The organism is Candidatus Babeliales bacterium (assembly GCA_040879965.1).
Lineage (GTDB): Bacteria > Babelota > Babeliae > Babelales > JACPOV01 > JBBDJI01.
In genome coordinates, this window is the sequence record JBBDJI010000013.1 from 289134 (window position 1) to 305056 (window position 15923).

9 protein-coding genes are annotated in these 15923 nt (G+C 34.9%); 2 read left to right on the forward strand and 7 right to left on the reverse strand.

Annotation, left to right across the window (positions count from 1 at the left end; all coding sequences use genetic code 11):
* Nucleotide 1: 1 nt before the first annotated feature.
* From WDZ41_05085 to WDZ41_05115, 7 genes are all read right to left on the reverse strand, one after another.
* A complete protein-coding gene (locus WDZ41_05085) occupies nucleotides 2–724 on the reverse strand; it encodes an MBL fold metallo-hydrolase (protein ID MEX0940709.1) in 723 nt (240 codons plus the stop codon).
* A complete protein-coding gene (locus tag WDZ41_05090; protein ID MEX0940710.1) occupies nucleotides 721–1386 on the reverse strand; it encodes a DNA polymerase ligase N-terminal domain-containing protein in 666 nt (221 codons plus the stop codon). The genes WDZ41_05085 and WDZ41_05090 overlap by 4 nt, the downstream gene beginning before the upstream one ends.
* A gap of 156 nt (nucleotides 1387–1542) precedes the next feature.
* Entirely contained in the window at nucleotides 1543–3057 is a 1515-nt protein-coding gene (locus WDZ41_05095; protein MEX0940711.1) for a leucyl aminopeptidase, read from the reverse strand.
* 91 nt (nucleotides 3058–3148) lie between these two features.
* Nucleotides 3149–8896, reverse strand: coding sequence for a hypothetical protein (locus WDZ41_05100; GenBank protein MEX0940712.1), 5748 nt, complete (start codon nucleotides 8894–8896; stop codon nucleotides 3149–3151).
* Nucleotides 8897–9037: 141 nt separating this feature from the next.
* The gene (locus WDZ41_05105; GenBank protein MEX0940713.1) at nucleotides 9038–9748 is read right to left on the reverse strand and encodes a hypothetical protein; all 711 of its coding nucleotides are present in this window, start codon (nucleotides 9746–9748) and stop codon (nucleotides 9038–9040) included.
* A 159-nt stretch (nucleotides 9749–9907) separates the two neighbouring features.
* Nucleotides 9908–10981 (reverse strand): alpha/beta hydrolase, encoded by a 1074-nt coding sequence (locus WDZ41_05110; GenBank protein ID MEX0940714.1) that lies wholly within the window; start codon nucleotides 10979–10981, stop codon nucleotides 9908–9910.
* Nucleotides 10982–11120: 139 nt separating this feature from the next.
* Complete coding sequence (locus WDZ41_05115) at nucleotides 11121–12593, reverse strand: FAD-dependent oxidoreductase (protein ID MEX0940715.1); 1473 nt, start codon at nucleotides 12591–12593, stop codon at nucleotides 11121–11123.
* Nucleotides 12594–12798: 205 nt separating this feature from the next.
* Between WDZ41_05115 and WDZ41_05120 the strand changes: the two genes are divergently transcribed.
* On the forward strand, nucleotides 12799–13197 hold the full coding sequence (locus tag WDZ41_05120; GenBank protein ID MEX0940716.1) for a hypothetical protein: 399 nt from the start codon (nucleotides 12799–12801) through the stop codon (nucleotides 13195–13197).
* Nucleotides 13198–13415: 218 nt separating this feature from the next.
* Nucleotides 13416–15911: an AAA family ATPase gene (locus WDZ41_05125; GenBank protein MEX0940717.1), complete on the forward strand. Its 2496-nt coding sequence runs from the start codon at nucleotides 13416–13418 to the stop codon at nucleotides 15909–15911.
* Nucleotides 15912–15923 lie beyond the last annotated feature (12 nt).

Genomic DNA, 15923 nt, shown 5'->3' on the forward strand with positions numbered 1-15923 from the left:
TTCAAATAATTATTTCAAGACCGTCGTAAGCTAATTGCACCTCTACATCATATTCTTTACTTAATTTTTGCAATCGCTTTTTAATTTCATCTTCATCACTCGTTACAATTTCAGTACCGCAATGAGTAACAATCATTTTTTTTATTTTTTCTTTTTTGCACGATTTTAACTGCTCAGTAATTGGCGAATGGCCTACGTATGTACCTTTTTTTTCTCTAACTAATAGTGACCGACTTACAATGGCTCCATCGCCAATGTAAACCGCAACATTCTTGAGCGCTTCTTTTTGCTTTTTAATACGTACTAAATCGGGTACATAAAAAATTGATTTTTTCCCGGCAATAATACGATAACCAACTGCCGGCGCATGTATAGAATGTTCCACTTCAAATGCCATAATCGTTATGTTGCCTATCGATATTGGATCCTCTGGCATAATAATACGTCGATCATGAATCTTATAATTTTTTATTTCTTCCCAACTTGCTAATGTAGCATAAACAGGTGCTGGTGAACCCTTTTTCAAACCCTGCGCATGATCAGGATGTGCATGCGTTATAAAAATTGCATCCGGATTCATTTGAGAAATTTTATTGAGCCAATCTTTGCCACAATCAATCATAATAGTTGTATGATAATAAGAAATTAATACGGTTGAATGGCGATAGTGCTTTTTAGTACGTACTTCAATATTACCGCGTGTACCAAGAAACTTTATCCTCATTTATTTTTTTTCGCTTTTTTTTCTTGTGCAATTTCTTTTAAAGTTCGGCCGGTCAATACTGATTTCGGTTCTGTGCTTACTGGATTTCTCCGCGCATCTGCCTCTTGGTCATCAATTTTTTTTAACAACCACTGTTTTTTTTCTTTATTTATTTGGATTAATACGTATCCACCGCGTAATTTTTTTCCTTCAAGCCATACTTCCACTTGCCCATTTTCTAAAGAATCGGATAAAGAAATTTTTTTATCTTCTTTTGTTTTGATATTTTTAAAAGTTCCCCTATCCCACACCATCACGGTACCTGCACCATAATTTCCTTCAGGAATAACGCCTTCAAATTTTGCATATTCTAATGGATGATCCTCAGTTTGAATTGCTAATCGTTTTTCACTTGGGTCAGTAGAAGGCCCTTTTGGCACCGCCCATGAAACTAATACGCCATCTATTTCTAAGCGAAAATCATAATGAAGATTGGTAGCATCATGTTTTTGAATAACAAAAATTGGTTTTTTTGAAGAATTTTTTGCATTGCCTTTCGGCTCTGGAGTTGCGCGAAAATCTCGTTTTGACTTGTATTTTTTTAATGTATTTTTTTGCACACTCATCCCTATTTCTCCAATTAAAACATCGCAAAGAATAAAAAAAATTATTATTCGTTTCATATTTTTCTGCTTAATTTTTTTTAAATCTAATATCTTTTATTTGGCTTTGACAAGAAATAGGAATATTTTATTTTTTACATAAACTTTTTGTGTTATCGGACATAAAAAATCCACATTATCAAAAAAAATTAAGATAATGTGGATTAATAAATTAAATTATTGCCAATTTAATAATAGTTCTACAAATAAACGTACGCCAACACCCGTTGCGCCTTCGCGTTCATAATAACTAATATCAGGCACATTAAAAGCAGTACCAGCAATATCTAAATGTACCCAAGGCGTATCACCAACAAAATTAGATAAAAAGAATCCTGCCGTAATAGCACCTGCTTGATAAGCTGGCTTACCAATATTGCAAATATCGGCTACTGATGAAACAATAGATTTTTTGTAATCATCATCAAACGGCAATTCCCATACGCGATCGCCTGAAATATCAGCAGCTTTTTTGATACGAGTAAGTAGTTCATTATCTTTACCCATCATACCGGTAAAGAATGGCCCTAATGCATAGGCACAAGCACCGGTTAACGTTGCAATATCTATCATTGCATCAGGCTTATAATGTTTTACTGCATAGCTCAACGCATCAGCTAAAATTAATCTACCTTCAGCATCAGTATTTTTTACTTCAGCGGTTTTTCCATTATAAAAAGTTACAATATCACCTGGCTTTGTTGCTTTATCACTTGGTAAATTTTCTGAAAGTGGTGTTATACCGATAACATTTACTTTTGGCTTTAACTGCGCAATTGCTTCCATTGCGCCAATTACGGCAGCAGCGCCAGACATATCTTCTTTCATTGTTTCCATATGTTGTGCTGGTTTAATACTTAACCCACCAGAATCAAACGTGATTCCTTTACCAACTAAAGCGATAGTTGGCACATTTTTTTGTGCAGCTTTATATTCAAGTACAACAAATCGACAATCTTGCTCAGAACCAGCTGAAACGGCTGCCAAGCCACCCATGCCCATTTTTTTTATAGTTGCTTCATCAAAAATGGTAATTAGCAGTTGATGTTCTGTTGCAATGGCTTTTGCTTTATTAGCTAATTCGGTCGGCGTTAATGCACTTGGCGGTAAATCAATCCAATGTCGTGCTTTATTAACCGAATGCGCAATTATAAAGCCTTCATCAAGGCCTTCTTGGATTTCTTTTTTATCAACAGCTTTGATGGTTAATTCAAGTGCAATATCTTTGCGAACCTTGCGATCTACATCAGTTATATATTCATCAAATCGATATACTGCCATTTGCGCAATAATAGCAACTTGCTTAGCTAAATAATGTGTCGTTGTCTTAAACCTCGTTGCTGCTGGAATATGCAAAGCACAAGAAGCGATATCTTTTTGCTGCATAAGCTTAATAAATGAACCAAATGATCGCCTAAAACTTTCAATTGAAAGTCCTTTTTTATCAACAATTTTTCCTAATCCTATAATAAATAAAGTAAAAATACCTTCTTCACCCTGCAAAGGCATTGAAATTACTTTTCCTTCCTGACCTGAAAATTTTTGTTCTTTTAAATAACTTTCTAAAGCAGGAAAAAATTCTTTGGCAATACCTTTTATTTCTTTCAATTGCGTATCTTGCTCAACAAATAACGCAATACTTTTCGCACTCGTTTGATGAATTGGTTTATCAGTTAATGTAATAGTGATCATATAATCCTTGCCAGTAAAAAATTGCTTAATATGGGGCTCAGATTATTAAGTATAATTGAGCTCCATATAAGTTTCTACCATAAACCTAGGATTATTTTTGCTGTAATTGATTAATACGAGCTGCATGTTGTTTAATTTCTTGATTTATTACTGAACTACCACGGTAAACAAGACCCGGTTTTACCCGATATGGTGTTCCATCAGGTGACGTAATTGGATTGCCGGATGCATCAAATATTAATTGCCCATCAGAAGCAGGCACATTACCAACCGAAACTTCTAATCGATCAAGTAAAATATATAATTGGCTTGCGTGCAACGCACCAATCGGATATGCGCCAGGACCTGCGGCACTGCTATTATAAATAATACCTGTTCTTAAATCGACATACCAATTTTGCCACTTAGGATTATAATAAGCCCAACCTGCATCACGTTCGGTAAATTTATAAAGATAACGGTTGTTTTGTGTATCATGCCATAATAATTTAATATTATTGCTTACAATATTTTTACGATCACCTGCTTGCTCAAGCACACGCGCAACATCTTCTCCTGATGGATGTGGCATACGAGTAGGCAAGCTTGAAACTAATCGTGAAATACCAGCGGAATCAACCGAAACATTTATCTGCCAAATACATTGTTTCCAATGATTTAGCCGTTCTAATTCATCTTCTGCTATACAAGTTACCGGCAATTCAGGATCAAGTAGGCTATAATCATATACAAACTCAAATGTCTTATTGCCATCAGTAATAGTTAAATAATGACCCGTTACTGTTTGACCATGTTTTATCGTTTTCTTTTCAACAGTAATAGTATGTTTTCCAATAGAGTCTTCGTACTCACCACTATAACTATCAGCACCAGCACTTTTAAGGGTAATATAAGCACTTTTGTAATAAAGATTCTCTAATTTTAAATCAGATTCACCATTCCAAACGATAAAGCTCGGATTTAATTCATCATAATCATCTTGAACGAAGATACCTGCCTTAGCACCTTTAGCAATAGTTCTAAAATAACGTAACAATGAATATTTCAATGTCGAATCCGGTTTATACATACCTGTTTGTTCTGGTTCATCTTGATCGATAGATTGTGTAAAAATCTTATATTCATTTTTTGGTTTATCATGATAGATAAAGAGTTCATCACCCAAACTATTAATCATACTATATTTCATATAATTTTTACCACGTACCGCATCTTCTGTTTCTTCCGCAAGAACCCATGTATAATATTCATCTCGAGTGCCTTTATACTGAGCAGTTAAAAGATCTTGCGCATCCTCACCCAAGAATAATTTATCATTTTTAGTGGCGTCAACATTTACAAGTAACGGTTTTTCAAAGAGTCTTGGGGTCCCATCGGCATTATATTGATAGCCGGCAATAAGATCGATATATTTTGAAACCTTATTATTAGATTCTATCGCCACAAAATATGCCGCAATATCTTTATTGAAGTAAAACGCTATTTTATATCCTTTTGGTTGTTCAACTTTAGCAGCGTACTGCGCACTGTCATATGCTTGTTTTGCATAGCCATATTGCGCCGCTGCTTCTACTAATTGTTGCCGCACTTGTTTATTTTGTGGATTTTTATTTGCCGTTTGTACCGCTTGTCTAAATGCTTCTCTTGCTGTTTGCAACCCTTTTTGTAATGATGCTGGGTCAAGTTTAACCATATTCTCAATAGGTATTTGCGGATGATCTACCGCAACATTAAGCTCTTGTTTTCCATCAGCAGTTACTTCAATACCAGCATAAGCACGAGCATTATCAAGAACCCATCCAGTTAATAGAACCAATGCATTCCCAGTGCTATCATAACTCATGCCCATACGATTATCTTTGCCAGCTTCACCAACATTAAAATCAATATATACCCGTGGATCTGGCGATACACTATAATATTTTGCTTGATATTTTTTTATATATCGCGGCGGAATAAGTGATTGAAGACTATCTAAATATGATTGCGCATCGATGTTAGCTATTATATTTCTATCAAGTGGCTGGAAAAGCTGTTCCTCTTTTTTAATTGCTTCTTGAATTTCAGCTTTTTCTGCCAATAATTTTTTATATTCTTTTTGCGTCAATGCAACAATTTTTTGTTGCAGTTCGGGACGGAGTTGCAACGGCTTCTTTTCTTGTTGCCACGTTGCTTTCAGATAGCCAAGAATTAAATCGATAAATCCTTTTTGTACGTCAATATTTTTATCAACACTTTCTGCAAATTCTTTAAAATAACCTTGGTAAGTACCTCCGCGATCATAGAGCGTGCCATTCACTAAGCTCAATACTCGTATTGTTTTTTCGCTAATACTATCCCCATACACCCAATTAGTTGGATTTAATGATGGATCATCAGGCGATCCAGGAGCTGGCTTTATTCCTTCTTTCAAATTAATCGCTATGAAAAAGTTTTGTATTTTATCCATAAGGGCTTTTTCATCTAAAGACAACGGATCTGCAATATTTGATACATCAGCATAAATATATTGACCTCTAAGCAAATCTTCTTTAAATAAATAAAACTGAAAAGCACCGAATGCGGTACGCGGGCCATATTGTTCTTGTTCTAACGTTTTTTTATGTATAGTCTGTGCATTTTTTATTTTATTTAATAAAGTTGGTAAAAATTTACCTTGAATATTCGTAACTTTCTTTAGTAATTCATCAAGATTTGTAATACGTGAAACCATTTCTCCTTCTTTTTGTGCATCATAAACTTTTCCGCTAGAAATACTAATCACATATCGCTGCGGTTCAGCAAAATCATACTGTGTTGCAAAACCTTGAGAACCTTCTTGATCACGAGACATAACCAAATATTCATCCGGATAGAATGGTGAACTATACACAAAATTACCATTTTTTACATCTGCTTCACTTGTCGCTCGCATATTAATGGTTCGCAAACCAAAAGTAGCCCACGGAAATATTCCTAATTGACGCTCTATTTCTTGTGGATCAAGCTTTTCATAATATATTTTCCATTCTGCATGTATTTTATTAATTGTTTTTAATAATTCTGGAGCGCGTTCGGTTAATAAATCACTAATACGTTGTCCTTCTTGCTTTTCAGCAGCTGCAAGTACTGGCCCTCGATCAGATAATGCCCATTGATTTGGTACTGGTATTGGTAATGGCCATTGAATAGCACCATTTTTTAATGCACCAACTTTTTTTGCAAGCCATTGTTGATCTGCTGGCTTTGGAATAGATTTTTCATCAATTTGATTTGGATTAATATCAGGATCCATAAATAAAGAAAATAATGGTGCATTTAATCCTTGCGAAATTGGCGTACCATATTTTTTCGTTTGTGTTGGGCCCGCGACTACTACCGGTGGCGCTTCATCAGCTATTTTATAAATAGTAAATGGAATATTTTTTTTACCTGCATGTTCTTTATTGTAAGGAACAAAATTATTATCATAAATTCGAGACGTAACTAAACTAACAAAATTAGTAGCTGCTGCTGGTAGCGATATAACTTGCATTCCTTGTGTTGCAACAACGTAGTCATCACCGCCATTTTCAAGCCCTTGAGCATTTTTATAAATAAATACTCCATCATCAGATAATTGTTTATCAATTGTTAGTTTTATATCGCCCGCCGTAAATGGGCCATATTTTATTTGATCGGCTATAAATTGTTTCATTGCATCAATTTGCGCTTTTCCTTGAGGGAAATAGTTTGCAATTAGTTTACCAACATCAATATTTGATGGTTCAACTTTGCCTTCTTTATATGAGATTCCATCTAATAAGCTCACCATACGATGAATTTTTGGATTCACGGTATAACTCGGAAAATTCCACTGGCCGCTCCCTGCCGGTTTTTGTAATGGAATAATTGCACCATCTTCATCTAAAACCAGTACATAATCAATCACTTTTTCTACTAATGCAACTTGCTCTGGATCTTGCGTTAAAATATTACGTGCAGTTTTTATATTTGGTGTATCAGCAGTTTGGTACACAAAAATACCAAATGCAACATAAGGTTTTTTTTCTGGCGGATTGCTACCACCAATTTTTTTTATTGATTCTTCATCTAACGCTTCAAAAGCATGAACATTAAATGCATTAAATAATTGTTGACCTGATTTAAATACTTGCATTGAAGAATTTAATACAGCACCATATCCTTGTTTTTCTTTTGCTAATTCAGGATATTGTTGTCTTACGATATCCATATTTGTTTTTTCATCTAAACGATCTGCAATAGCAGGGCTACCTTTATAGCCGGTCGATTCTTTGCGATATTCAAAATATTCTGCTCCGGTGACGCCGCGCCGAATTTGACCCGATTGATCATTCAAATGAAATTGTAAATTTTGGCGAAACTCTTTTGGTGGTTCTCCTAAAAATTGAACAATAGCTTGGCCCGGTACCTCTTTTAAATTATCAATAAATTGAAAACCGGTATTTAAATGAACCATGCGACCGGGAAAACGCGGATCGGTTATTGGTGATTGTGCATAATCATCATATTCGGTACGCGCAACAAAATAATTTGCTTTTTCAAGATACGATTCAGTATCGGCGGTATCATCTCGTTTTACATTATCACTTTGAGGATCTTTTTCTAAACCAATATATAAAAATTTAGCTGAGGTAGGTTCATCTGGATCACTAACTAAATCTTTTGGTATTTGCATCCAGATATTACCGAATCGTTGCGGTGTTAACAAAGTCAATCTTTGAGATTTTGCCCCCATAGCTTGCTCTATGGCACCGATAACAAAATTTGGTAAAGAAAAAGCAAAACCACCGATAAAACCTACCAATAATTGCTCACCGAGTGTTTTGGCAAATTTTTTTGCATAATCTGCCGCACGAGTTCCAAATGAAGCTTGTCCAGCATCAATCATTTTTCGTTTTGCCTGATCATAATCTTCTCCAGCTATTCTGTTTTCTTCGCGGGCTTTCTCTAGCGCTTTTTCTCTTGCTTCAATTTCTTCTTCATTTCCTGTTTTTCGTGCTTCGGCAAGCTCTTTTTCAGCTTTGTTTATTCTTTCCTTTGAAGATACACGTCTTTCTTCTGCATCCTTAAATTCTCGCAAAGCGCTTCTTCTATTAAGTTTTTCAGCTTCTTCACCCGATAGTTCTTTTAGCAAGCTTTGTCGTTTTTCAGTTAAATTTTTTGTCGCAGATTCCAAACTGTCTTTTGCTTGTGTAATTTTTTCAGGATTTTCAATTGACTGAGCATAATCTAAATTACGTTGTGCTTCAGTTACCTCACGCTCTATGGGATTCAATTCTTGCTCAACCGGGCTAAGTTCTCTTTCACTAAAATTAGCCGATTTATTCGTTTCAAAAATTTGAACTTCTCTTTCAGTTTTGATCGGAAATTTTTCTAAATCAATATCAGGCAGCTCAAATTTATTGATCGCTTCTTTTTCAAAAGATGAAAAACCCCTTTGCTCTCCCAATGAGCTCAATTGTGAACGAAAATTTGTTTTTAATTCACTTATAAATGGATCAAACTGGGCTGGTGCAAATTTACCTTCTTTGAAAATATTTTCTCCATATTTCTGAAATGCCTTTGTCAATTCTTCCTGAAATGCCGCCTTAGTTTTTTCTGGAAGCTCATTAATTGCTTTTAATCCACTCTCAGCTTCAACAAAACCCATTTTTTCCGCTAATTCTTCACCTACCGCCCTGAGAGCTCCTTCTTCTAATCCAGCAGCCCCTGCTTTACCAAGTCCTCTTTCGGCCGCAACCTCTATAAGTTCCATCGCATCAAGAAATGAAAAACTAACAAATTGAATACTAATCAATAAAAAAATCTTAAGAAAACATGATGGAAAACGCTTCATTAAAAGCCCTCTTTTTGCAATTCAATGATTTTATTATTGAAAGTGTAACAAATTGGTAAAACTACAGACAAGAATCATGCAAAAAGAAATGAGCGCATGGAGTTACCATACGCTCATAAATAATTTCAGCTAACTTGGATGTTACCAACCAAATCCGATTCCAAAGCCTCCACGGCGACCGCCAAATCCAATTCCAAATCCGAGGCCTGATCCCCTGCCCCAGCGACGGCCATAATATCCGCCGGAATATGGATATCCATAACCACCATAGTATCCGCCGTAATAAGGACGATAACTTCCATAATAAGGCCGAGCATAATAACTACTACGATAACGAGGATAGTAAGTATAAGATTCACTAGCAGGTGAATACGACGTACGGTATACTCTTCTTGTTACAGCTCGCTGCGGTCTTAGTGTGCGTATTCGCCTACGCTGAAATTTTAAGTCACGGTTTCTTTGCGTTGTTGCATTTATATAAGAACCAAAATCGTTATCTAATAAAGCGGCAATTTCTGTTTCAGATAAATATCCAATACGCTTTACAATTTCGCCATCTTTTTTTAATGGCTTACCGTCTTTAAACAGAACAATTGTTGGTTCCTCCGATTCTTCTAATTCCCCTTTAACCTCTTCTGTTGCTTCAAAATCGGACATAGTGGTCATTTTAAAATCATTTGCTAAATCATCGGCTAAATCAGGTATTTTTTGTAAATTTACGCCAATAAATGCAATATCAGCCTTCTTATAACGACCTTCTTGGCTCAACGCAAAAAAGGCATCTTTCATTTGATTTAATTCTTCTATGCTTACATCATCTTCCGGATAAGGATTAAAATGAACTATCGCCACTTTATGCCGATCAAGAAGCTGATAAAAATCCTTCTCAGACTCCGGCGTGTAGAATTCAGCAAACATATTTAGCGAAACGCTCGCTAAAATAAACAGTAAAAAAGAAAAAAATTGATGTTTCTTCATTGTACTCTCCTTTTTATTTACATCATTTTTCACTTAAACAACAACATCATAATGGACCTTTTGGTGTATTTTTTGGTTTATTGACCCATTAAGCACGGAATGTATAAAGGTATTAACTTTATACATATATTTTTCTGGATTATAAAAAATGGAATCAAAATGCCTTCTACCCTGTGTAATCCACAATCGCTTATATCCTTTCATATTTTCATATAATGCAAATGCTGATTGAACTGGCACTTTTTCATCACTATGACAATGAATTAATAAACATGGTATCGAAACTTTTTTTATTGAATCTACCGGATTTAATGGATGAATATATGTGTTGGTTGCCGTCGCATCCATTTGGGCTACGGTTTTTAAGAGGGCTTTTAAAAAAGATTGAACATATGGATTAAAAGCAAATTTTTCTAACAAATACCGACCTGGCATTTCAAATGTATAGCCAAAAAGATTAAATTTTAAATTCTCAATACTGCGTTTAATAACATTGCTACTTTTATCATACGGACAATCAAGAATCATTGCCGCAAATAATGTGGGATCAGCCGCTTGCGCTTGGATTGCAGCAACGGCACCCATTGAAAATCCATAAGCAATACATGGTAATTTTTTTAAATCATTTCTTGATTTCAGATAATTTACTGCACCAATAACATCTAATGCTTCATCTCTGCCAAATGTACAGCAATGCTCGTCATTAACATGTTCACCGTGTGCTCGAAAATCAAATATTAATACATTGAAATCAGTAAACATTGTTTGACGAATAAACCCAACGTCAAACTTATCACACATAAATCCATGACATACTAATACGGTAGCATGTGCTTTAGGATTCAAATAAAGAATACCACTCCGCTGGATTTTTTTTCCCTTATTATCTTCTGATTGCTGTACTTCAAAAGTTATATATTCGAGTAATCCATTTTTTAAATATTTTTTTTGTTTTTGCAGATATTCATAAATTCCAACCTCAGAACGTTCTTCTTTTTTTTGCAATACATTATTATTTTCTGAAGCAATCATATATGAATAAAAAAATAGATATAAATAGGTTATTACTACTAACTTATTTATTTTAATCTGCCCACGTTCTATCATGAGCACCGCCCCTCTTATTTAATTTTTTCTCATACATTATTAAGAGTAGCAGATTTAATTTTCAGTTTGCAATAATAGATTGGTAAAAAAACAGCAGGAATATTGATATTTCCTGCTGTTTTATAGGATAATTATAGGACTAAACTTTAATAAAACGCCCTACAAAGTCGTGTAACTGTTTTTTGTTCATTGCTTCATTGTAGCGCCCTATTAATTGGCCATCCTCAAAAACTAGTAAAGTTGGTATTGATTTAACATGTAATTGCGTAGCAAGTTCTTGTGCTGAATCCATATCAACCTTATAGAAAGTAACTTGATCGGCAAAATTATGCGCCACTACTTCTAAGTCTGGCAACATACGCATGCAGCTTGGACAATAATCTGCATAAAAATCGAGAACTACTGGCCCTTGATTTTTAGTAATTGCTTGTTGAAATTCGTCATTTGATTTAAGCATGCTAATTTGAAGTCTTTCATTTGAAATCGCTTTAACATCAAATAATTGCGCTGTTATTATTTTTGCCATTTGTGTTGAATAACCATGATCTTGTAAAAAAGCTACTGCATCAAGCGCTGCTTTAATACCATCACCTGCCGCAACTCCTGCTTGTTTATAACGATTATCTTGCACATCACCAGCAGCAAAAACGCCCGGCATTGATGTTTGTTGCGTACGACCCACAATAGAAAGATAACCAAGCTCATCGGCCCTTAACGCTTCTTTAAACAATTCGGTATTTGGCTCATGACCAATCGCTAAAAATACACCTTGAACTGGTAAATCTAAATTGTGATTATTTTTGTTATCAAAAATTTGAATACCGCTCACGTGATCATTTTCGCCAATAATTTTCTTTAATTCAACATTATAACGTACACAAACATTTGAGTATTCTTTCAAACGCTCCTGCATAGATGCTGCGGCACGCATATGATCTTTACGAACGAGAATGGTTACTTGCTTAGCATATGGCGCCAACTGCATCGCCTCTTCTATGGCTGAATCACCACCACCAATTACCACAACGTCATTATCTTTATGGAAAGGTGCATCACAAATCGCACAGGTCGTCACGCCTTTACCCCAATATTCTTGTTCTCCAGGAACACCGAGTGTAAGGGGTGTTGATCCTGTCGCAATTACTACTGATAAAGCGGTAATTTCGTGCCCACCTTCAGTATAAATTTTATATGGCCATTCGGTTAAATTTAGGCGGGATACGGTATCATGAAGAAAAGTAGCCCCAAATGCCTTGGCTTGCTCTGTTAATTCATCTATAACCTGTTTTCCAAGTATTTTAGTACGACTTGGCCAATTTTCTATGTAACTGGTACCCATCAGCGCTCCACCAGGAGTATTTCCTTGTATTACCAGAGTATCAATTCTGGCACGAGCACTGTATACTGCAGCACTTAAAGCAGCCGGGCCTGAACCAATAATAGCCACCGGCATAACATTTTTTGCAGATTTCGCATGATGCATATTAACATCTATGGATTTCAACTTAGGCTGTATTTTCTTGGTAAAACCGATTGCCTTCATACCAATCAAACCGCCCATAACAGCTAAAAGCAAAAATCCTTTAACCAATATATATCTGAAATTCATCATTTATCAGCCCTTATTTATCGTTTTTTAATTCATATTGAAATTTTCTACTCATAATTATTGATCATTATACATTCAAAGAGAATTTTTGGCAACCCAGGGCCTTTTTCCCCTACTAAAAATTCTAGTTGACCAAAGGCTGATAAATGCGTACACTTTCCCTCGATAGACAGTTGTTCAATAAACATATCTATTATATAGGATACCCATGAACCATTCATACCCTTTCAAAAAAAATTTTCTGACCTTAATTCTTTTATGTTCTCTTGGTACATCAATGGCAAAAGCAAATACAACTGATGAAAGCCCTACTGAGCTCATGGAGCCTCAATCATCATTTACCCAAAATATTAGATGTCCTTTTACCGATACATGTAATCTTGAAACTCTCGCCGATAAGCTTAGCCCTTATATTGCGGTTTTAATGTATTTTTATTATGCGGAACCGCTCATTAAAAACCAAATTAAAGATGAACGCTTACAAAATGGTACAAAAAAACTTCTAGAATGTTTTATTGGCGTATGGTTTTTAGATGCCGTAAAAGATCATGCTAAAGCAATTAAAACTTTTTTTGCAAAATCTTCCGAAGAAACTTCTGTTGCATAATTGAAAATAACAATCCCGAGTATTTTTATTCGGGATTGTTTTCTAAATCTCAATAGTTATCCGCCATTTCCATTTTTAATTTTATAATTGATATAATAAAATATTTATTTTTAATTTTTCCTCATTAAATAAATCCTGCAATTGACAAATATTTTCATAACTTTATCCTGTTAATATAAAAATATTTTTGAAAACCTCATATATAGTGGAGGACATTAATGAGTAAATTTTCCAATTGGATTAAAATAACTGCTTTTATCTTTTCTTTTTTTATTTTTTCAGAATTTTCTGCGAATCCTGTGCAGGAAAATCCCGCTGAGTTGGAACAAATTTTATCAGAAATGAGTCCTGAAGATCAACAACAGTTGCAAGCTGAGCTTGAAAAATTTAGAGATCAATATTTAGAAGAAAAACGTGATGCCGGATTTAAACTTTTAGAAACATTCGAATTTCTTTGTGAACATCTTGGTCAAATGATTAACAACAATCAGATAAAAAACTTTGATCGCGAAAATGTATTAGCTCATATTAAAGAAACAAGAAAAACTATTCACGAACTCAAAAAAAATGCAAAAACCGCATTTGATCCTTACAGCATCAAAATCCTGTTCGATATCATTGAAAGTTACATAAATCATCTGCGTACTTTAGTGAAAAATAGCTTAAAAACAGTCCCCGAACTTGATTTACAAGGTGTTATTAAACGAAGCATAGAAAGCGAAAAGTTTGACCCAGAAGAACTCGAAAAGCAAGTTTTACGCTGTCAAAAAAATATTGAATCACTTGAAAGAGAATCACAAAATGTAGGCCGTTCACTTTTTAATAGAGCGTACTGTCGTATTGAAAAATTCTGTTCAGATCATCATGTATTTTCTCGTACAGGAAAAGCTTTAATACTTGCACTTGGTGGCTATTGGGTTTTATCTCGTATTAACAATGATACTTTTGAATCATTTGGTTTTAATAATGTTCCGGGATTAAATTCATTAAAAGAAAGTATCGGTGAAAATCCTAAATTACAGATCACTAAAATCGGTGAACATAAATCAATCGAAGTCATAAATCAACCGAATGTAACTACTGCAGGATGGATAGAACATTCTTTAGGAAGAGGTGGATTAAACCTTGTTGATTTAACATTACCGCCACTTATAACTTGGGCTACCTTGTGGGGACCTTTGCAAAACAATTGGGAAGCTATCAAACTGTGGACACAAAAAAAATGGTCCTATCTGAGAGGTGTTTTACGCGGTGGGCCCGTCGAAAATAAAACAGAATCATGGAAAAAAGACCCAAAACAAAAATTTGATGATGTTATTGGCCAACAAGCAGCTAAAGATGCTGTAGTAGCCATTAAAGATAGTGTTATCAATGAAGAAGCATGCCGTAGAGCAGGCATTAAACCAGCACAAGGTATCTTATTTTATGGCCCTCCTGGTACCGGTAAATCTATGCTTGCAGAAGCACTGGGCACTGAATTCAAAAATCATGTAGATAAGAACATTAACTTCCTTGCAATATGCCCCGCAGATTTAGAATATCTAAAAGCACTAACTGGTTCTCCAACTGGTATTGGTGCTTTATTTGGATTACTCATACCTGATGGCATTACCGTATTAGTACTTGATGAAATTGATATGATCGGTTTACAACGTGAACGTGATTCTAAAGAATTAAGTCAATTATTAACTGAAATGAGTGGTATTATGAGTGCTAATTCATCCAAACATATTATTGTAATTGGTATCACCAATAGACCTGAAAACTTAGATGATGCATTATTGCGTTCCGGCCGTTTTGGTAAGGCAATCTGGTTTGATTACCCTTCATTGCAAGATCGTATTACTTACCTTACTCGTGAACTTGAAAATCGTTGCATCATAAATATTGATAGCGATTATATTGAGAAACTTGCAAAAGAAACTGAACGTTGCACTTTTGAAGACCTTAACAAAATTCTTACGGGTGCCTTACTAAAAGCAAAAGCTCATAGAGAAGCGTTGAATGAAAATCATCTAGAAGAAGCATTTGATGAAGAAATTCGTCGCATTTTATTTGATGATTCTTCATTGCCTGAAGAACATAAAAAGATGCTCGCTGCTCATCAAGCCGGTCATGCATTAGCAGCCATGCTTTTAGATAAAATCAATAAAGTAACCAAAGTAACAATTCGCGCAGTCAGTAAAAAACTGCAAGAAGAATCTATATATGCAAAATATAGTGAAAATGGTAAGTCAAAAGAAAAAACACAAGCAAATGATCCAATAGAACTCGGTAAGGTTTTCACTGAAAAACCAGACAATGTACGTACGCTCTATACCCGCGATGAACTTATAAATCAGATTAAGATTAATCTCGCTGGGCATATTGCAGAAAACATTCTTAGATCTAATGCTGGAAACTATCATAAAGAAGATAAAGAAAAAGCACTTGCTTATGCGCGACAAATTATTTTTGAAGGCATGGACCCAAATAGCTTGCCAAAAAACATAAAAAATAAGCGCAATCATGAAGCATTTGTCCTCATGAATAAGTGTGAAAAAGAAATAGAAACGCTTCTCTTGCAGTTCAAAACTGAATTGAAAGAAATTGCTGATACATTACAAGAAAAACTCACACTCAGTTATTCTGAATTATTTGCGATTCTTAATAAGTCTCTTGAAAATAATGAAGAAAAGCTAAAAATTGAACCAGTAACAGCACCAGCAGCATAGTTTTACAACAAC

What these genes read in the sequence shown, in the direction of transcription:
- WDZ41_05085 (MEX0940709.1), bottom strand. Translation starts at nt 724, where the DNA reads ATGAGGATAAAGTTTCTTGGTACACGCGGTAATATTGAAGTACGTACT.
- WDZ41_05090 (MEX0940710.1), bottom strand. Translation starts at nt 1,386, where the DNA reads ATGAAACGAATAATAATTTTTTTTATTCTTTGCGATGTTTTAATTGGA.
- WDZ41_05095 (MEX0940711.1), bottom strand. Translation starts at nt 3,057, where the DNA reads ATGATCACTATTACATTAACTGATAAACCAATTCATCAAACGAGTGCG.
- WDZ41_05100 (MEX0940712.1), bottom strand. Translation starts at nt 8,896, where the DNA reads ATGAAGCGTTTTCCATCATGTTTTCTTAAGATTTTTTTATTGATTAGT.
- WDZ41_05110 (MEX0940714.1), bottom strand. Translation starts at nt 10,981, where the DNA reads ATGATAGAACGTGGGCAGATTAAAATAAATAAGTTAGTAGTAATAACC.
- WDZ41_05115 (MEX0940715.1), bottom strand. Translation starts at nt 12,593, where the DNA reads ATGATGAATTTCAGATATATATTGGTTAAAGGATTTTTGCTTTTAGCT.
- WDZ41_05120 (MEX0940716.1), top strand. Translation starts at nt 12,799, where the DNA reads ATGAACCATTCATACCCTTTCAAAAAAAATTTTCTGACCTTAATTCTT.
- WDZ41_05125 (MEX0940717.1), top strand. Translation starts at nt 13,416, where the DNA reads ATGAGTAAATTTTCCAATTGGATTAAAATAACTGCTTTTATCTTTTCT.